General features: G+C 67.6%; 18 protein-coding genes. 14 read left to right on the top strand and 4 right to left on the bottom strand.

Annotated features, from left to right (window positions below):
* Positions 1-95: 95 nt before the first annotated feature.
* Positions 96-1343, bottom strand: coding sequence for a D-amino acid dehydrogenase (locus ACTHJ1_RS03095; RefSeq protein ID WP_440187508.1), 1248 nt, complete (start codon positions 1341-1343; stop codon positions 96-98).
* Positions 1344-1436: 93 nt separating this feature from the next.
* Positions 1437-2900 (bottom strand): MFS transporter, encoded by a 1464-nt coding sequence (locus tag ACTHJ1_RS03090; protein ID WP_440187505.1) that lies wholly within the window; start codon positions 2898-2900, stop codon positions 1437-1439.
* A gap of 159 nt (positions 2901-3059) precedes the next feature.
* On the opposite strand from ACTHJ1_RS03090, the gene ACTHJ1_RS03085 reads away from it, so the two are divergent.
* Positions 3060-3932 (top strand): LysR family transcriptional regulator, encoded by an 873-nt coding sequence (locus ACTHJ1_RS03085; protein ID WP_440187502.1) that lies wholly within the window; start codon positions 3060-3062, stop codon positions 3930-3932.
* 86 nt (positions 3933-4018) lie between these two features.
* Here the strand turns inward: ACTHJ1_RS03085 and ACTHJ1_RS03080 are convergent, their stop codons facing one another.
* Together ACTHJ1_RS03080 and ACTHJ1_RS03075 are read right to left on the bottom strand one after the other, a co-directional pair.
* Positions 4019-5317, bottom strand: a complete 1299-nt coding sequence (locus ACTHJ1_RS03080; RefSeq protein WP_440187499.1) for a methyl-accepting chemotaxis protein — start codon at positions 5315-5317, stop codon at positions 4019-4021.
* Positions 5318-5429: 112 nt separating this feature from the next.
* Positions 5430-6104, bottom strand: coding sequence for a 4'-phosphopantetheinyl transferase family protein (locus ACTHJ1_RS03075; RefSeq protein WP_440187496.1), 675 nt, complete (start codon positions 6102-6104; stop codon positions 5430-5432).
* An 80-nt stretch (positions 6105-6184) separates the two neighbouring features.
* Here ACTHJ1_RS03075 and ACTHJ1_RS03070 point away from each other — a divergent pair, with 80 nt between their 5' ends.
* The 13 genes from ACTHJ1_RS03070 to ACTHJ1_RS03010 are packed head-to-tail and all read left to right on the top strand — an operon-like array spanning position 6185 to position 17388.
* Positions 6185-6901 carry a beta-ketoacyl synthase chain length factor gene (locus ACTHJ1_RS03070; RefSeq protein WP_440187493.1) on the top strand — a complete coding sequence of 239 codons (717 nt, stop codon included), beginning with the start codon at positions 6185-6187 and terminating at the stop codon, positions 6899-6901.
* The gene (locus ACTHJ1_RS03065; RefSeq protein WP_440187490.1) at positions 6880-7707 is read left to right on the top strand and encodes a lysophospholipid acyltransferase family protein; all 828 of its coding nucleotides are present in this window, start codon (positions 6880-6882) and stop codon (positions 7705-7707) included. Before ACTHJ1_RS03070 ends, ACTHJ1_RS03065 begins: the two co-directional genes overlap by 22 nt.
* Complete coding sequence (locus ACTHJ1_RS03060; RefSeq protein WP_440187487.1) at positions 7667-7927, top strand: phosphopantetheine-binding protein; 261 nt, start codon at positions 7667-7669, stop codon at positions 7925-7927. Before ACTHJ1_RS03065 ends, ACTHJ1_RS03060 begins: the two co-directional genes overlap by 41 nt.
* A gap of 18 nt (positions 7928-7945) precedes the next feature.
* Complete coding sequence (locus ACTHJ1_RS03055; protein WP_440187484.1) at positions 7946-8203, top strand: acyl carrier protein; 258 nt, start codon at positions 7946-7948, stop codon at positions 8201-8203.
* Positions 8200-8799 carry a hypothetical protein gene (locus ACTHJ1_RS03050; RefSeq protein ID WP_440187481.1) on the top strand — a complete coding sequence of 200 codons (600 nt, stop codon included), beginning with the start codon at positions 8200-8202 and terminating at the stop codon, positions 8797-8799. The genes ACTHJ1_RS03055 and ACTHJ1_RS03050 overlap by 4 nt, the downstream gene beginning before the upstream one ends.
* A 2-nt stretch (positions 8800-8801) precedes the next feature.
* The gene (locus ACTHJ1_RS03045) at positions 8802-10532 is read left to right on the top strand and encodes an AMP-binding protein (RefSeq protein WP_440187478.1); all 1731 of its coding nucleotides are present in this window, start codon (positions 8802-8804) and stop codon (positions 10530-10532) included.
* On the top strand, positions 10519-11280 hold the full coding sequence (locus ACTHJ1_RS03040) for a glycosyltransferase family 2 protein (protein ID WP_440187475.1): 762 nt from the start codon (positions 10519-10521) through the stop codon (positions 11278-11280). Before ACTHJ1_RS03045 ends, ACTHJ1_RS03040 begins: the two co-directional genes overlap by 14 nt.
* Complete coding sequence (locus ACTHJ1_RS03035) at positions 11277-12227, top strand: LpxL/LpxP family acyltransferase (RefSeq protein ID WP_440187472.1); 951 nt, start codon at positions 11277-11279, stop codon at positions 12225-12227. Before ACTHJ1_RS03040 ends, ACTHJ1_RS03035 begins: the two co-directional genes overlap by 4 nt.
* Positions 12220-12660, top strand: a complete 441-nt coding sequence (locus ACTHJ1_RS03030; protein WP_440187469.1) for an acyl-CoA thioesterase — start codon at positions 12220-12222, stop codon at positions 12658-12660. The genes ACTHJ1_RS03035 and ACTHJ1_RS03030 overlap by 8 nt, the downstream gene beginning before the upstream one ends.
* A complete protein-coding gene (locus ACTHJ1_RS03025; protein ID WP_440187466.1) occupies positions 12657-13256 on the top strand; it encodes a LolA family protein in 600 nt (199 codons plus the stop codon). Before ACTHJ1_RS03030 ends, ACTHJ1_RS03025 begins: the two co-directional genes overlap by 4 nt.
* Positions 13240-15588 (top strand): MMPL family transporter, encoded by a 2349-nt coding sequence (locus tag ACTHJ1_RS03020; RefSeq protein ID WP_440187463.1) that lies wholly within the window; start codon positions 13240-13242, stop codon positions 15586-15588. The genes ACTHJ1_RS03025 and ACTHJ1_RS03020 overlap by 17 nt, the downstream gene beginning before the upstream one ends.
* Positions 15575-16813: an NAD(P)/FAD-dependent oxidoreductase gene (locus ACTHJ1_RS03015; RefSeq protein ID WP_440187460.1), complete on the top strand. Its 1239-nt coding sequence runs from the start codon at positions 15575-15577 to the stop codon at positions 16811-16813. The genes ACTHJ1_RS03020 and ACTHJ1_RS03015 overlap by 14 nt, the downstream gene beginning before the upstream one ends.
* Before the next feature lie 5 nt (positions 16814-16818).
* Positions 16819-17388: a DUF3261 domain-containing protein gene (locus tag ACTHJ1_RS03010; RefSeq protein ID WP_440187457.1), complete on the top strand. Its 570-nt coding sequence runs from the start codon at positions 16819-16821 to the stop codon at positions 17386-17388.
* Positions 17389-17480 lie beyond the last annotated feature (92 nt).

Genomic DNA, 17480 nt, shown 5'->3' with positions numbered 1-17480 from the left:
TCTTCGCGTGAGATCTTAACGCCGGAGGGCGGCTTCGCGTCGCCGCGGCGCGATCCGCGCTGCCCGCCGGCGGCGGCACCCGGCCCGCGCCGCGCCTAAGGCAGAAACGCCCGCGCATCCAGCGGCAGCGGCAGGGACGACATCTGGGCCGTGAGCAGCGCGGCGCTGCCGCAGGCCAGCGTGAAGCCCAGCGCGCCCTGCCCTGCATTGAGCCACAGATTCTCGGCGGCGCGGCTGCGGCCCACCAGCGGCACGCCCGTGGGCGTGGCGGGACGCTGGCCGGCCCAGGCCCGGGCCCGGCCGAGATCGAGCGCCGGAAAGGACTCGCGCACCTGGCGCTTGAGCAGCGCCACGCGCTCGGGCACGGCGTCGCCCGAGCCGTCGATGTCCACCATGGCGGCAATGCGCAGCGCATTGCCCAGGCGGGCGTAGACGATGCGGCGCTGGTAGTCGGTCACGCTGATGGTCGGTACGCTCCTGTCGTCCGGCTCGACCGGGACGGTGAGGCTGTAACCCTTGAGCGGATAGATCGGCGCGTCGCCTCCGAGCTGGCGTAGCAGCGCCGGCGTGGCCGTGCCCGCAGCCAGCACCACGGCGTCGGTCTTGACGGCCTCGCCATCGATGCGCACGGCGGCGATGCGCCGCCCGTTCGGCCGGTCGAAGCCCCGCACCGCGGCACCCAGGCGGCATTGCACATTGCCCAGACGGCGCAGGCGTTCGTAAAGCCCTTCGGTAAAAAGCCGGCAATCGCCCGCTTCCTCGCTCGGGGTATAGACGGCGCCGGCCAGGCTGGCGCCCATGCCCGCCAGCGCGGGCTCCAGGCGCAGCGTCGCCGCGGCATCCAACACCTGCTGCTCGGCGCCCAGTTGCGCCTGGTAGGCCACCTGCTTGCGCGCCTTGTCGAGCAAGGCCGCGTCGCGATAGGCGATGAGCTTGCCGTTGCGCACATGGGCGAAATCCAGCGGTTCCTGCTCTTGCAAGGCATGCAGCACGTCCCGGCTCAAATAGGCCAGCGCCTGCAGGCTGGCCGTGGAGGCCCGCGAAGCGGACCCGTTGCACGCCAGCGCAAACTGCAGGCACCAGCGCCACTGGGCCGGATCCAGCGTGGGCCGCCAGCGCAGCGGCGCGTCCCCGCGCAGCAGCCACCCCGGCACGCTGGGGAGCACGCCCGGGCCGGCCAGCGGCGCCACATAGCTGTAGCTCAGTTGCCCGCCGTTGGCCTGACTTGCGCCTTGCGCGGGCTCGGCGCAAGCGTCCAGCAGCGTGATCTCATGACCTTGGCGAGCCAGGAAATAAGCCGATGTCACGCCGACGACGCCGGCTCCGATCACGGTGATATGCATGATGCTTGTGCGACAAAAATGGGGAGCTCCCATTGTCGAAGCCGCGACGGCCTGAGCGCCAATAGCTAAGCCGCCGGCGCCCATAACCTGGATTCATGGGCAGGGGCGCCGCAAGGCGGCATGCAGTTTCCCAAGCCCCATGGAGAGCGCCACGCAGATCAGCAGCACCGCGGCGAGCGCGAACATCGCGACCTTGAAGGCATGCACGTAATCGACGGCCTGCGGATGCCCGCCCAACACCGAGAAAAACACCCCGCCCAGCGTTGCCGCGCCGACGGCGGCGCCGATCTGCAGCGCCGCCGTCACCATTCCGGATGCAACGCCCGCGCGCTCGGGCACGACCTCGGCCAGGACGACGCGCACAATGGACGGCAGAACGACGCCCTGCCCCATGCCGATCGCCGCCAGGCTCAGGTAAAAGCCCGCGCCGGGCGCGCCGGCGCGCGCAAGCGCGGCAACGGCCGCGATGCCCGCCGCCAATAGCCCGTAGCCGAGCGTCAGTGCGCGAAAGGTGCCGAACCGGTGAACCAGCCGCGGCATCAGCCGCGGGCTCGACAGAAAGCCGAGGCCGAACGGCAATATCGCCATACCCGAGGCGAGCGGTGACCAGTGCAAGCCGCCTTGCAGATATATTCCGTAGGTCAGGAAAAACGCGCTCATCGCGTAGAACAGAAACGCCAGCACCAGCCCCAGCGCGACGACGGGATTGTGAAAAAGATGCAGATCCAGCAGCGGATCGCTCCCGTTCATCTGCCTGCGCCACTCCACGCGCAGCAGCAGCGCCAGCACCGGAAGCGAGCCGACAAGGCAGGCGATCATTCCCATCGGCCAGCCGGCCTCGCGGCCACGAGCCAGAGGGTAGACGAGCATCAGCAAGAAAAGCGATAGCAGAATCGTGCCAGGCAGATCGATGCGCTGGCCGCGCAGCAAGCGGCTTTCCGGGATGAAACGCCAACTGCCCAATAGCGCAAGCAGGCCGATCGGCAGATTGACGAGAAAGACAGCCCGCCATCCCAGCCCGAACGGATGCAGGCTGATCAGCGCGCCGCCGCCGAGCTGCCCGACGACAGCGGCCAGCCCGAAAACGAAGCCGTAAAGCCCCATCACGCGCACCTGCTCGCGCGCGGTGAACACGCTGCGGATCGTGGCCAGGACCTGGGGCGCGAGTATGGCCGCGAACAACCCCTGCAGAATGCGCCCGGCCACCAGCATGGCGCCGCTGCCGGCCAGCCCGCAAAGCGCGGACGCCAGAACGAAGCCCGCCATGCCCGTCATGAAAATGCGCTTGCGACCATACAAATCCCCGAGGCGGCCGCCGGTGATGAGCATGACGGCGTTCGCGCAGGCGTAGGCGGAAACGACCAGTTCCAACTCGGCCGGACGCGCACCGATCCCGTCGCGGATGGCCGGCAAGGCAAGGTTCACGATGAAGTAATCGAGCGGCGGCAGGATGGCCCCGACCAGCAGGACTGCCAGTGCCCAGCCGCGATGGCTGGGAGCCGTGTCGGCCGGGGCGCCGGGCGCCGCAGCCGGCAACGCGAAGGTGTTGTCGGTCATGGTGAAAAATCCGGTGAAAACGAAGAAATGACGCCGTCGCCGCACCCTGGGCGGGTCTGCGAGCCGGACATCCGAGGCGTCATTCTGGCTCGCTTTTATGCAACGAAAAAGCGGGAATTTATAGTATTATCCATCGACTTATCCGATAGATTGGATGCCATGCGCGGCTTCGAATTCGACCAACTAAAGACGTTTACGGCGGTGGCCGGGGCCGGCAGCCTCTCTGCGGCGGCAGCGCTCGTGCATCTATCGCAATCGACGGTCAGCGAACAAATGCGCAAACTGGAAGCGCGCGCGGGCGTGCCGCTTTTTGTGCGCAGCAAGCGCGGCGTGGAACCCACGCCGGCGGGTGAGCGGCTGCTGGAGCACGCCCGACGCCTGGTGGCGCTGAACGAAGCGGCCTTCGACGAGCTGCGCGGCCAGGCGATCCAGGGCGAACTGCGCGTCGCGATTACCGAGTACTTCCGCCCTGCCGAAGTGGCGGGCATGCTCGCACGGCTGCGCGAATGCTACCCGCGCCTGAGCCTGCACGTGCGCGCGATGAAGAGCGTCGAGATCGAGCTCGCCCAGTCCAGGGGGCAAATCGACCTGGGCGTGGTCATGAATCTCTCGACGGGGCCGTTCAGGCCTGTCGCCGGACACGCGACCGGGATACTGCGGCGCGAACCCATCTACTGGGTCGCCGCGCCGGTCCTGGCCGAACAATTGCCCGAGCGTCTGCCGCTGGTGCTGTTGCCGGACGACTGCATGATGCATCAGACCGCGGTGCGCCTGCTCAAAGAAGAAGCGCGGCCCTACGAGCTCGTGCACAGCGCCTCCGGCGTGGCCGGGTTGCAGTCCATGATTGTCGCGGGCCTGGGCGTAGGCTGCCTTTGTGCATCGTCGATTCCGGACGGCGTGGTCCGGCTCGGCGCCAAGCACCGCCTGCCGGCCTTGCCCGAGGCCGTGTTCTCGCTCACGCCGCCCTATCCGGGAGAGCGCGAGACCGTGACCCAGGCAAGAGAGGTGCTGTCGCGGCAACTGATCGCGTAGGGCCTGGAAGTTCTGCTCCAGGAAGCCGGCTGTCCTGCGCCCTGCCATCGACCAGGAAAACAGACAGGGCGGCCGCCGCGTGGCGGCTATTGGGTCAAATTCACCGTGACACGATCCAGCTGCTGCGATTGGCCGACGGATGCCTGGGTAACGTCGTTCATGATCTGCACGACCTTGCGCGATGACGCCACGATCTCGGCCATGACGCCTCCGGCCTCCTGAGCCAGCGATGCGCCTCGCGCGATCTGGTCGCCCGACGTCTCGATCAGTCCGCGCACTTCGCGCGCCGCGTTGGCGCTGTTCTGCGCGAGATTGCGCACCTCTGAGGCCACGACGGCAAAGCCGCGGCCGTGCGCGCCTGCGCGAGACGCCTCCACCGCGGCATTGAGCGCCAGAATATTGGTCTGGAAGGCGATGCGGTCCATCATGCTGATGATTTCCGAAATGCGCGCCGCGCTCTGCGTAATCATGTCCATGGTCTTGGCCACGTTCTGCACGCTCTGCACGCCGCGCTCGGCCACTGCGCAGGCCTGCTTGCCCAGATCGTTGGCCTGCGTGGTCTGATTCACGGTCTGTTTGAGGCCTTCGACCGTTTCGCTCAGCGTCTGCGCGGCGGTGAACCGCCGGGTGATGTCGGTGGCGTATTTCACCACCTTGAAGGGATGGCCCGCGGCATCGAGTATGGGGTTGTAGCTCGCGTCGATCCATACCTCGCGTCCGTCCTTGCCGATGCGAAGAAACTGCCCGGTATGGTGTTCGCCGCGTGCGAGACTCCTCCAGAAATCCGCATAGTCGGCGCTGTCTCGCTCCGGCGCGCGCACGAAGAGGCTGTGATGCTGTCCGACGATTTCGTCCAGCCGATAGCCCATGGCCTGCAGAAAAAGATCGTTGGCGGTGATGATCGTGCCGTCGAGCTCGAATTCGATGATCGCCTGCACTTTGGCGATAGCCTCGAGTTCGCCTCGGGCCGTGGCGGCTTCCATCTGCTGCGCGGTCACGTCCGCGGCGAACTTGATCACGCCGGTGACTTGGCCTTTGGCGTCGAACAGCGGGTTGTAGCTGGCCTGCAGCCAGACCTCCCGGCCGTCCTTGGTAATGCGCTTGTAGCAGCCGGTGTCGAATTGCCCCGCGCCGAGCTTATGCCAGAAGTCGCGATAGGCCGGGCTCTCGCGCTCGACAGGATCGACGAAGATTCCGTGGTGCTGTCCTGCCACCTCGTCGAGCGTGTAGCCCACCACCGAGAGGAAATTCTCGTTGGCCCAGCGGATGATTCCCGAGGGAGAAAATTCGACGACCGCCTGCGATCGCTCGATTGCCGCCATGCGGGCCGACAGATGCGCACGGTCTGAATGAAACGCAGACTTTCCTTTGCCGAGCAGAAGCATTCGACCCTCCGTAACCATTGGGAGCGCTCAAGCCCAACCGGCTGGCGTTGCGCCGGCAGCCTGTAAGCATCGACAAACAAATGCTCACATACTGTATAACTAAATCAGGAAATTATTCGACTATTTTTCTTGCGCCCGCCGGCGCTTCGCCCTGCCACTGCCCCAGGCTGCGGCAAGGCGGCACGACTGCAGCCGGCCCGGCGTGCCAGCTCAGGCGCGGCGCCGCCGCGCCCTCCCAGACCAGGGCCGCCATCCAGTCCGGCTCCAGACGCAGCAACAACGCGCCCCAGGCGCCCATCGGCGGGCGCAGGATCAGCGCGCCCTGCGGACCGCCGTCCAGGCCCACACGCTGCATGTCCATCGGAAAATCCAGGCCGGCCGCCTTGACGAAGGCTTCCTTCAAGGTCCAGAGCATGTAAAAGTAGTCGAGCTGGCGAGCTGGCTCGGCGCTCAGTGCCGCCAGGGCCTGCTGTTCGCCCGCATTGCAGACCCACCGGCCCAGCGCCGCGACATCGCGCGGACGGATGCGTTCCAGATCGACCCCCAGGCGCAACTGCGGCCCATCCGGCGCCAGCGCGACGCACAGCGCATGGCCCTGGCTATGGCTCAACGAGGCAACGCGGCTGCCCCTCGGCAGGGAGGCGAGCAAGGCGCGGCTGGCTCGCCAGTCCCGTTCGGCCCGGGCACCGCGAGGTTGATCGATCCGCGCGCTGTCCTCGGGCCGTAAAGAGGCCGGATCATAATGCGCGGCCGATTCGGGTGCGGCCCAGCCTAGTACGACATCCACTGCCAACATCCGACCCCAATAGTCAACCCACTGAAAACATACTGAAAAAACTTCATCCGATCCAGTAAAATCCGGCCGATATGCTGACTTTTTCGATCCCCCGCTGGCAGGCGTGGGCGCCGAGCATACACAATCCGTCTTGCTGGCACGACTGGGCCCAGGCCCCGTTCTGCCCTATCGTGCACGACGATGCCCCTCGGCTCGACTTTCTGCCTCCCATGCAGCGCCGGCGGCTCAGTTCCATGGCTCGTATGGTTTTCGCCAGTGCCTGGACGCTGGCCGAAGGCCATCCTCCCATGCCGGTCGTCTACGCCTCGCGGCACGGCGAGACCAGCCGCGGCTTCGACCTTCTGCAGACGCTGGCCCGGGACGAAGACCTGTCGCCGACCTCTTTTGCCTTGTCCGTGCACAACGCCATCCTCGGGCAATGGTCCATCGTGCGACAGGAAACCTGCGAAACCGTCGCCCTGTCGATCGAGGGTGACGGCGCCGAGCACGCTTTCCTGGAAGCCGGCGCGCTGCAGAGCCGGGGACACGACCGGGTGCTCGTCGTCCTGGCCGAGGAAACGCCGCCTTGCGCCTACCGCCCCTGGACCGAAGACGTCCCTTTTCCCTACGCCGCAGCGTTCGTCGTCGAGCGCGGCTCGGAACTGAGCCTGGAGCTGTGCGCCGACGATACGTCGCCCGACGATGCCGGGCTGCCCAGTCCCTTGAACCTGCTACGCCATCTGGCCTTGAATACACCGCGTTGGCGCTGCCGCGCGGGCAATCGCACATGGGCCTGGACGCGCCGCTGAACCTGCCACGCCAAGACTACTGGCTATGGCGCCTGATCGCCACGGGCCTGTCCTTTGCGCTTTTCGGGCTGGGCGGTCTGGCGCTGCGCGTGCTGGTCTTTCCCGCGCAGCGCCTCTTGCCCGGCGACGTGCGCACGCGGCAGCGGCGCGCGCGCCGGACCATCGTGCGCACCTTCGGGCTGTTCGCGCGCTTCATGGTCCGGGTCGGCGTCATCGAACTCGATTTCAGAGGCGCCGAGAGGCTCGGCCGGCCCGGCCAGCTGGTCATCGCCAATCATCCCTCGCTGCTCGATGTCGTTCTGGTGGCCGGGCAAATTCCCGATGCCAACTGCATCGTCAAGCATAGGCTCGCCGCCAACCCATTTACGCGCGGCCCCGTGCAGAACGCCGGCTACATCACCAACGACGCAAGCCTGGAGATGCTCGACCACGCCGCCCAGGCGCTACGACAGGGCGATACGCTGCTGGTGTTTCCGGAAGGCACACGCACGCCCCTGGGCAGCATGCCGCGTTTTCATCGAGGCGCGTGCGCCATCGCGCTGCGCGGCGCCCGCGTCGTCACGCCCGTCGTCATACACATGAATCCGCGCAGTCTGACCAAGGGCGAACCCTGGTGGCACATTCCGAGGCGGCGCATACGCTATACCATCGAGGTTGGCGCCGACCTGGACCCGCAGAGCTGGCTGGCGCACGACCTGCCCCCCGCGGCGGGCCGCAAGATGAACGATTTTCTCCATGATTATTTTGAAGCGAGACTTGCCTGCGATGGCTGCACTGGAACCCGAAATCAAGACGCTCATCATTGAAACGCTGGGCCTGGAAGACATGACTCCCGACGACATCGGCAGCGACGATCTGCTCTTTGGCGACGGACTGGGGCTGGACTCGGTCGATGCCCTGGAGCTGGGCCTGGCGCTGCAAAAGCGCTATGGCATCACGCTCGAACCGGAAACCAAAAACATGCGACAGCATTTCGCCACCGTGGCCAGCCTGGCCGCTTTTGTCGCGTCGCACCGCAGCGCCTGATCCGTCCAGGATTTTTTCATGCAAACCCGAGAAACCATACTGGCGACCTTGCGCGACGCGCTGGTCGAGCTGTTCGACATCGAGCCCGAACGCGTCACGCCCACGGCCAACCTTTACACCGATCTCGAAATCGACAGCATCGACGCCATCGACCTCATCGATCACATCAAGCGCAAGACGGGACGCAAGCTCGACGCCAACGATTTCCGCACCGTGCGCACCGTGCAGGACGTCATCGAGGCGATTGACCAGAAGCAACCGTCGCAGGAACAATGAAATCGTTGCTCGGCGCGGCGCTGCTGCTGGCAGGCCTGGCCTATCCCTTCTGGGTTCACGCCATGATGGAGCGCGCCCAGCCCGGCCTGATCATGCTGCCGATGGCCGCGCTATGGCTTTTGCGCGCGCTCGTTCCCGGCAAAAGCCAGCCGGGCGGGCGCGTTCCGCCCCTGCTCGCCCTGATAGGCTGCATTGTCTTTGCCCTTATCGGAACCACGGCCGGACTGCGCTGGTATCCCGTGCTCATCAACGTCATCATGCTGGCCATTTTCGGTTCGAGCCTGCGTTATGGGCCGCCCCTCATCGAACGCATCGCCCGGCTGCAGCACCCGGACCTGCCGCCCGAAGGCGTGCGCTACACGCGCAAGGTCACGCAGGTGTGGGTCGGTTTCTTCGTTTTCAACGGGCTGATGGCCGCAGGCCTGGCCTTGTGGGGGCCGTGGTCCTGGTGGACCGCGTACAACGGCGGCATCAGCTATGTGCTCACCGGCGTGCTGTTCGCCGGCGAGTGGCTGGTAAGGCCGCGCTTCAAGCAGTCCCCCGGCGCGGCGCCCTGCGGGCTCGCTGCCTCGCAAAGCGCAAAGCAGCGGCGTTGATCATGACTTGGATAGACCTGCCCGATCTTATCGTCGCGGCGACGCCGCAGCGGCTGGTGGCGCATGAGCCCGCACTGGATCTGGCTGCGCTGGCTCGAGGCAGCCTGGCGGCGGCAGGCGGCCTGCGGGCCCGCGGCATCCGGCGAGCAGGCCTGTTCTTCGACGACGCCGCCGACCTGGCCACAGCGCTCCTGGCGTGCTGGCGCGCGGGCGTCGTCGCCGTCCTGCCGGGCGACGCCCAGCCGGCCACCTGCGCGCGCCTGCAAGGCGACGTGGATGCCTGGCTGAGCGACCGCGAGCTGCCCGTCCCGATCGCGGGGCAAATCCGCCTGATCGAACTGCTTGCGCACGCGCCCATGCCGGCGGTGCGCCTGGATGCGGATGCGCCGGGCGTGCGCATTCTGACTTCCGGGTCGAGCGGCACACCCAAGCTGATCGACAAGCCGTGGCGCCAATTGATGGAAGAAGTCCGCGCGCTGCAGGCGCAATGGCCCGAGCTCGAACGCGGGCACGGACACGAACGGGACGAACGGCCCGTCACCGTCCTGGGCAGCGTCAGTACGCAGCACATGTACGGCCTGCCCTTTCGCCTGCTATGGCCTCTGTGCGCGGGCCGCCCCATCGTGCGCGCGCAACTCGTCTACCCGGAAGAAGTGCAGCAGGCTGTGCACGCGCACGCCCCCTGCGTCTGGATCGCCAGTCCCGCGCTCCTGCGCCGCCTGGGCGGCAATCTGGACTGGCCAGCGCTGCGGCAAGGCCTGCGCGGTATTTTTTCCGCCGGCGGCGCGCTGACCGGCGCAACCACGCAGTTCCTGGACCAGCGACTGGGCTGGCTGCCGACCGAAATCTACGGCAGCTCCGAAGCCGGCGTCGTGGCCTGGCGCCGGGGCGAGTCCGATTGGCAATGCGTCGGCCGCGCCGAGGTCGGGCTGGACGAGCGCCAGGCCCTGTGGGTGACATCGCCCTGGGCCAACGGCGGGTTCGAGCAGACTGCCGATGCCGCGGCGCTGCGCGCGCACGGCGGCTTCGCATTGCTGGGGCGTCTGGACCGCATCATCAAGCTGGAAGAAAAACGCGTTGCCCTGCCCATGGTGGAACGCGCGCTGGCCAGTCATGCCTTCGTCGACGAGGCCTACGTCGACAAGCTGGCCGACGCCGGCCGACTGACCGCGCTCGTCGCACTGACGCCCGCCGGCCTGCATGCTTTGCGCAACCAGGGCCGCCAGGCGGTCATCGCGGCGCTGCGCGCGCATCTGGCCCCGCAGGTCGAAACCCTGGCCGTGCCGCGCAGTTGGCGCTTCATGCGGCAACTGCCCTGGAATACGCAAGGCAAGCTGACGCGACCCGTCTTCGAACGACTGGCCGGCCCGCGCCCCAGCGCTCCCGAACTCGAGTCCCTGCCCGCGGCCGACGCGGCGACGCGGCGCTATGCCTTCGAAGTACCGCTGGATCTGGCGCATTTCTCGGGCCACTTCGCGCAACTGCCCATCGTGCCCGGCGTGACGCAGATCGGCTGGGCCGTCGACGCCGCACGGCGCGATCTGCGGCCCGACCTTCGCTTCGGCGGCATGGAGGTGCTGAAGTTCCAAAAGCTGCTGCGCCCTGGCGACGCCGCCGAACTGCTGCTGAGCTGGGACGACGAGCGGGCCAAGCTGCATTTCTCCCTGACCCAGGCCGGCGCGTCCTGCGCGTCCGGCCGCATTCTGCATCGCTCCGATCATGCCCAACCATAGACCTTGCGCGCTGATACCGGTCTACAACCACGGCCGCACCGTGGCCGCGGTGGCCCGCGGCCTGCGGGCCCAGGGCCTGCCGTGCCTTCTCATCGACGACGGTTCGGATGCAGACTGCGCCGCCGTGCTGGACGCGCTGGCGCGCGAGCCCGACATGCATCTGGTGCGCAGGCCCGCGAACGGCGGCAAGGGCATGGCCATGCTGGACGGGTTTCGCGCAGCGGATGCGCTGGGCTACAGCCACGCGCTGCAGATCGACGCCGACGGTCAGCACGCCGTGCAGGACGTCCAGCGATTTCTCGCGCTCTCGCGCGCGCATCCCGACGCCCTGATCGGCGGCGCTCCCATCTACGGCGCGGACGCGCCGCGCGCGCGCCTGTACGGCCGCTGGCTGACCCGCGTGTGGGTATGGATCAACACCCTTGCGCTGGACATCCCCGACGCCATGTGCGGCTTTCGGCTGTATCCGCTGCCGCCCACGCTGGCCGTCATCGAGCGCGCCCAGGTGGGGCGGCGCATGGACTACGACATCGGCATCATCGTGCACCTGCATTGGCGCGGCACCCCCATGATCTGGGTGCCCACACGCGTGGCCTATCCCGCGGACGGCGTTTCGCATTTCAAGGGTCTGCGCGACAACGCCATGATCAGCCTGATGCATGCGCGGCTCTTTTTCGGCATGCTCTGGCGCTCGCCCCGGCTCTTGGCGCGACGCATGCGCCAGGCCCTGCGAAGGGTGCGCGCATGACCCGGCCCGACGACACGCACTGGGCCAACCAGCCCGAGCGCGGCAGCGACCTTCTGATGCGCCTGACCGCCCGCGCCACGCGCCTTCTGGGACGGCGCACGTTGACGCCGGTGGTATGGCTCATCGTGCTGTACTTCTATGTCACCGGCAGGCGCGCGCGCCGCGCCGTTGCGGACTATCAGCGCCGCCTGGCCGCGCACACCGGGCGAGACGACCTCTTTCCCGCGCGTTGCGCCGTCTACCGCCAGTTCCTCATGTTCGCGCAGGTCCTGCTCGACAAGCTCGACGCCTGGCAAGGCAAGATCACACTGCGCGACCTGGATCTCGACGACCCCGACGGTCTGCTCGCCCAGATGAAGCCGGATCGCGCGCGAGGCCAGATCCTGCTCTGCGCGCACATGGGCAATCTGGACGTCTGCCGCGCCTTGGCGGCGCACCAGCCGAGCATGAAGCTGACCGTGCTGGTACACAGCCACAACGCCGTGCGCTTCAACCAGGTGTTGGCCGAGGCCGGCGCCACCAGCGTCGAGCTCATGCAGGTCAGCGAACTGGACGCCATCGCGATGCTGGACCTGAGCCAGCGCATCGACCGCGGCGAATGGCTCGCCATCACCGGCGACCGCGTCCCGCCGCGCGGCAACCGCGTGGTGGAGGTGGACTTTCTCGGCGCTCCCGCGCGGTTTCCGCAGGGCCCGTGGCTGCTGGCCGGCATACTGCGCTGCCCGGTCAATATTTTGTCCTGCGCCCGCCAGGAGCAGGGTCCCCGCGTCGGACGCTACAAGCTCGCCATGCGCCGCCTGGCCGTCGACCTGGCCTGGACGCGCGCCACCCGCGACGACGCGATCCGGCGCGTCGCGCAACGCTATGCCGACGAACTCGCGCTGGCTTGCCGGGAAACGCCGCTGCAGTGGTTCAACTTCTATCCTTTCTGGAACGATCATGCGTAAGCGCGGAGTCCTGGGCGCCGAAGTCCGGATCAAAGTGCCCTTCTACGACGTCGACACGCTGCATGTGGCCTGGCACGGCCACTATGCCAAGTACCTGGAAGAAGCGCGCTGCGCGCTGCTCGACAGCATCGGCTACAACTACGACGCCATGCGCGCGGACGGCTATGCCTGGCCTGTCATCGACCTGCACATCCGCTACGCCCGGCCGGCCCGCTTCGGTCAATCGATCACCGTGCGCGCCGAAATGGTGGAATGGCGCAACCGGCTGCTCATCAACTACCTGCTCACCGATACCGAAACCGGCACGCGGCTGACCCGCGCCTCGACGGCCCAGATCGCCGTGCTCCTGGCCACGGGAGAAATGCAGATGATCGCCCCCGCCGGTCTGATCAGCGCCGTGGAAAACGCATTGAACCGCACCAAGGCCGCATGATGAAACGATGGATATTCCTAGCCCTGTTTGCGCTCGTGCCGTGCATGGCCGGCGCCTTCAGCCTCGATCAACTGCAGACGCAGCTGCGTGCCCAGCCCATCGTGCGGGGCCACTTCACGCAGCAGAAATTTCTGCGCTCCCTGGCCCAGCCGCTGACCAGCCGCGGCGATTTCACGCTGGCGCAGGGCAAGGGCCTGCTGTGGAAGCTGACCAGCCCCTTCGAGCAGGATCTGCGCATTACGCCGCAAGGCATCGCCAAGCGCGATGCACAAGGCCAATGGCAGGCGCTGCCCCAGCAGATGGGCGCCGGCCGCGAAACCGGCATCTTTCTGGCCGTGCTGGCCGGCGACACCCACGGTCTGCAGGAAAACTTCGACATCTCGCTGGCCGGCAACGCGCAGGCCTGGACCATGACCATGAAGCCCAGTTCGGCACTGCTGAGCCAGATTTTCGAGGCCATCATCATTCAGGGTGGCGCGCTGGTGCAGCGCATCGAACTGCGCGAAACCCAGGGCGACCGAACCGTGCTGCAGCTGCAGGACGTGCAGCCCGCCGCGCAATTGAACGACGAGGAGCAGCGTGCCTACGCGCAATGAACGCCTGCTGCCGCGGCTGTTCCAGCTCGGTCTCGCGATCCTGATCTGCCTGGGCGCCTGGCAGTGCCGGCACGGCTGGCCGGTCTCGTCCGACCTGCTGTCGCTGCTGCCGGCCACCCGCGGCGATGCCTTGCAGCGCCAGGCCCAGGCCCGCGTGCAAGAGCCCTTGACCCGCCAGATGATCGTCCTGGTCGGCGCGCGCAAGCGTGTAGAGGCGGTCGCGCAAGCACGAAACCTGGGCGCGCGCATGACGGCCAGCCACCTCTTCGCGCATGTGCAGACCGACTACAGCCCCGATCTGGCCGCGGTGCGCGCCGCCCTGCTGGCCGGCCGCGTAGCCATGCTGCCGGCCGCAGACCGGCAGTTGCTGGAAAACGACCCGGCCGCCTATGCCGAGCGCCGCGCGCGCGACATCGTCGACCCCTTCTCGGCCGCCGGCCTGGTGCCGCTGGACCAGGATTGGCTGGGCCTCACACGCCGCATCCAGGACGCGTTGCGTCCGGGCGGCGCAGTGCAGTTCGACACGGCCAGCGGCACGCTGCAGGCCGAGCGCGACGGCTGGACCTGGGTGATGGTGCGCGCCGAGACGCTGGGCAACGCCTTCGACCAGAAGAGCCCGCAGAAAATCGCGGCGCTCATGCACCAGGCCGCGCAGGATCTGAAGACGCACCAGATCAGACTGCTCATGACCGGCGGCGCCCTTTTTGCCGACGCGGGCCGCAGGCAGGCGGTGCATGAAAGCAGCCTCATCGGCGCGGGGTCGGTGCTGGGCATCGTGCTGGTGCTGCTCCTGGCGCTGCGGCGCTGGCGCGCCCTGCTGGCCTTCGTGCCGGCCGCGGCGGGTTTTCTGGCCGGCTTCGTCGCCTGCGTCGCGGTCTTCGGCCATATTCACGTGCTGACGCTGGTCGTGGGCGCCAGCCTCATCGGCTTCGTGGTCGACTTTCCCATGCATTGGCTGGGCAAGAGCTACGGCATCGCCGACTGGCAAGCCTGGCCGGTCATGCGCCGCGTGCTGCCGGGCCTGACCATCAGCCTGGCTGCGAGCCTCGTTGGCTATGTCGCGCTGGCCTTCACGCCTTTTCCCGCGCTGACGCAGATCTCCGTTTTTTCCACCGCGGGTTTGCTGGGCGCCTATGCCTGCACGGTTTGCCAGATGCCGGCGTGGTTCGCGCGCTGGCAGCCTCGGCCCCAGCCGGCGCTGGCCCGCCAGGCCGATGGCATCCTGACCGCTATTCGGGCGCTGCGCGATCGGCGCCGGACGCGATGGCTGATCGTCATCGCCGCCGCCCTGCTCTGCGCCGCCGGCATCGCGCGGCTGGATCTGCGCGACGATCTGCGCCAGTGGGTCTCGCTGCCCATGCCGCTCATCCAGCAGGCCCGTGAGATCGGCGAGATCACCGGTTTCATGCCCACCAGCCAGTTCTTCCTGGTGCGCGCCGACAGCGACGACGAGCTGCTGCGCCGCACGGCCCGGGTCGACGCCGCGCTGGAGCCGCTCAAAGCCAGGCACGCGCTGGCCTCCTATCTTTCGCTCAGTCAGCTCGTCGCGCCCGTCGCCGTGCAGCGTCAAACACAGGCGCGCCTGGCCGCACTCGCCGCGCAAGATACGCCCTGGCAGGCTTTCCAGCAGGCGGGCATCCCCATTGCCGCCATTCAGGCCGAGCTTCGGGCGCTGGCCGCCTTGCCCGCGATGAACATAGACGCCGCCCTGGCCGGCCCGCAGGCCGAAGCATGGCGCGGTCTCTGGCTGGGCCGACACGATGGTCAATCGGCCGGCATCGTCACGCTGCAAGGCTTGCCCGACGCCTCCGCGCTCGCCGGCATCGCGGCCGGCATTCCCGGCGTGACGCTGGTGGATCAAAATAGCGAACTGAACCGTATGTTCACCACCACTCGCCTGGAAGCCGCGCTGCTCAAGCTGGCTTCGTACGTCCTGGCCGCGCTGATCCTGCTGGCCACGCTGGGACGGCATGCGACCTGGCGCATCCTGGCCGTGCCTCTGGCCGCGACCTGCTGCACGCTCGCCGCGCTGGGCTGGCTGGGCCAGCCGCTCACGCTCTTCAGCCTCTTCGGCCTGTTGCTGGTCTCGGCCATCGGCGTGGACTACGCCGTCTTCATCTATGAGCGTATCGCCGGTGCGCAGGCCAGCCTGGTGGGCATCCTGCTGGCCGCCAGCTGCACACTGCTGTCTTTCGGCCTGCTGGCTTTCAGCAGCACGCCGGCCATCGCCAATTTCGGCCTGACCGTCGCGCTGGGCATCGTCTTCTGCCTCCTGATCGCCCCTTGGCTCACTTTTTCCAACAAGGAACCGCACCACGATGGAAACTCGTGAAATCGTCATTATCGGAGCCGGCCCGGCGGGCGCCGTCGCCGCCGCGCTGCTCAAGCGCAAAGGCCACGACGTGCTGGTGCTGGAGCGCCAGACCTTTCCGCGTTTTTCCATCGGCGAAAGCCTGCTGGCGCACTGCCTGGAATTCGTCGAAGAGGCGGGCATGATGCCGGCCGTGCAGGCCGAGGGCTTCCAGATCAAGAACGGCGCGGCGTTCGCCTGGGGCGATCGCTACACCGACTTCGATTTCGGCGACAAATTCAGTCCCGGCCCAGGCGCCACCTTTCAGGTGCAACGCGCCCGCTTCGATCAGATATTGGCCGACGAGGCCGTCCGGCAAGGCGTGCAGGTGCGCTTTCAGCAAGAGGTGACGGCCGGCGACTTTACCGACCAGGGCGCCGAACTGCAGGTGCGCGATCTGGCGAGCGGCGAATCGAGGTCGATCCGGGCCCGCTTCGTGCTGGACGCCAGCGGCTACGGGCGCGTCCTGGCGCGCCTGCTCGATCTGGAGCGGCCTTCCGACATGCCGCCGCGCAAGGCAGTGTTCGCGCATGTAGAAGACCGCACGGCGCAGGGGGAATTCGACCGAAGCAAGATCCTCATCAGCGTGCATCCCGAACACCGCGGCATCTGGTATTGGCTGATTCCCTTTTCCAACGGCCGCGCGTCGATCGGCGTGGTCGGCGACGCGGCGCTGCTCGATCCTGCGGCGGCCCCGCCCGACGACCTGCTCAGGCAATGGGTCGATGCCGCGCCCAACCTGAAGAAGCTGCTGCGCAACGCCGTGTGGGATACCCCGGCCGGCATCATCAGCGGCTACTCTGCCGCGGTCAAGCGCCTGCACGGACCCGCCTTCGCCCTGCTGGGCAACGCCGCCGAATTCCTCGACCCGGTCTTTTCCTCGGGCGTCACGATCGCGCTCAAATCGTCCAAGCTTGCCGCCGACGCCCTGCACCGCCAATTGAGCGGCGAAAAGGTCGACTGGGACGCCGACTTCGCCGAGCCGCTGATGGTGGGCGTGGAGACCTTCCGCGCCTATGTGCAAGGCTGGTACGACGGCGTGTTCCAGGACGTGGTGTTCTACGAACAGGCCCAGCCCGAGATCAAGCGCATGATCAGTTCCATTCTCGCCGGTTATGCCTGGGACACGAACAACCCCTTCGTGGCCGAGCCCCGGCGACGCCTGCGCATGCTGGCCGAACTCTGCCGCGCCTGTGCCGCGCAATGACGCTCATGAACATCCGGTTTTCTTTCATTCGGCTGCGCAGGATGCTGCCTCTGCTCACGCTTTTCCTGGGCGCCTGCGCCAGCGCGCCGCCGGTGCCGCTAAACGACGCCGACCTGGACCTGGGACTGCCGCGCCAGGTCCACGTGGTCGAGCATGCCGCGGGGCAGCCGGACCTGGACCGCATGCTCGTGGCCCAGCAAATCGGCCCGGCCAGCCGCTGGTCGCTCTTCGATCCGCTGGGTGTGCCCCTGGCGCGCCAGCTGCTGCAAAACGGCGCATGGCGCAGCGACGGCCTGCTGCCGCCCAATGCCCCGGCCCGCGCCCTGTTCGCCGAGTTGATCTTTGCCTGGATGCCGCAAGCTCGGCTCGACGCCGCCTACGGCCCCGATACCTGGCGGGCACAGACCCTGCCCGACGGGCGTCGCGTGCGCCTGTTTCTGGGCAGCGGCGGCAGCGACTGCGCGCCGCTCTGGACAGTCGCCTGGCCCGCAGCGCCCACGCCGCAAAGCGCCTTCACCATCACGCAGGCCGACGGCACGAGCTGGGTGGTGTCGCCGTTGAAGGATCAGCCATGAACACGCCGAGCCGTCTCAAGTGTTCATGTCCCCCTTGGGGGGATGGCGCGCAGCGCCAAGGGGGCTGTCTCTGCACGCCGAGCCGTCTCAAG

It is taken from the genome of Bordetella sp., assembly GCF_051960075.1.
GTDB lineage: Bacteria > Pseudomonadota > Gammaproteobacteria > Burkholderiales > Burkholderiaceae_B > Bordetella.
The sequence above is the reverse complement of the archived record's forward strand: the minus strand, read 5'-3'. Positions and strand labels throughout refer to the sequence as shown.

Coding starts and splice junctions, on each gene's coding strand:
- ACTHJ1_RS03095 (WP_440187508.1), bottom strand. CDS start 1,343: ATGCATATCACCGTGATCGGAGCCGGCGTCGTCGGCGTGACATCGGCT.
- ACTHJ1_RS03090 (WP_440187505.1), bottom strand. CDS start 2,900: ATGACCGACAACACCTTCGCGTTGCCGGCTGCGGCGCCCGGCGCCCCG.
- ACTHJ1_RS03085 (WP_440187502.1), top strand. CDS start 3,060: ATGCGCGGCTTCGAATTCGACCAACTAAAGACGTTTACGGCGGTGGCC.
- ACTHJ1_RS03080 (WP_440187499.1), bottom strand. CDS start 5,317: ATGCTTCTGCTCGGCAAAGGAAAGTCTGCGTTTCATTCAGACCGTGCG.
- ACTHJ1_RS03070 (WP_440187493.1), top strand. CDS start 6,185: ATGCTGACTTTTTCGATCCCCCGCTGGCAGGCGTGGGCGCCGAGCATA.
- ACTHJ1_RS03065 (WP_440187490.1), top strand. CDS start 6,880: ATGGGCCTGGACGCGCCGCTGAACCTGCCACGCCAAGACTACTGGCTA.
- ACTHJ1_RS03060 (WP_440187487.1), top strand. CDS start 7,667: ATGGCTGCACTGGAACCCGAAATCAAGACGCTCATCATTGAAACGCTG.
- ACTHJ1_RS03055 (WP_440187484.1), top strand. CDS start 7,946: ATGCAAACCCGAGAAACCATACTGGCGACCTTGCGCGACGCGCTGGTC.
- ACTHJ1_RS03050 (WP_440187481.1), top strand. CDS start 8,200: ATGAAATCGTTGCTCGGCGCGGCGCTGCTGCTGGCAGGCCTGGCCTAT.
- ACTHJ1_RS03045 (WP_440187478.1), top strand. CDS start 8,802: ATGACTTGGATAGACCTGCCCGATCTTATCGTCGCGGCGACGCCGCAG.
- ACTHJ1_RS03040 (WP_440187475.1), top strand. CDS start 10,519: ATGCCCAACCATAGACCTTGCGCGCTGATACCGGTCTACAACCACGGC.
- ACTHJ1_RS03035 (WP_440187472.1), top strand. CDS start 11,277: ATGACCCGGCCCGACGACACGCACTGGGCCAACCAGCCCGAGCGCGGC.
- ACTHJ1_RS03030 (WP_440187469.1), top strand. CDS start 12,220: ATGCGTAAGCGCGGAGTCCTGGGCGCCGAAGTCCGGATCAAAGTGCCC.
- ACTHJ1_RS03025 (WP_440187466.1), top strand. CDS start 12,657: ATGATGAAACGATGGATATTCCTAGCCCTGTTTGCGCTCGTGCCGTGC.
- ACTHJ1_RS03015 (WP_440187460.1), top strand. CDS start 15,575: ATGGAAACTCGTGAAATCGTCATTATCGGAGCCGGCCCGGCGGGCGCC.
- ACTHJ1_RS03010 (WP_440187457.1), top strand. CDS start 16,819: ATGAACATCCGGTTTTCTTTCATTCGGCTGCGCAGGATGCTGCCTCTG.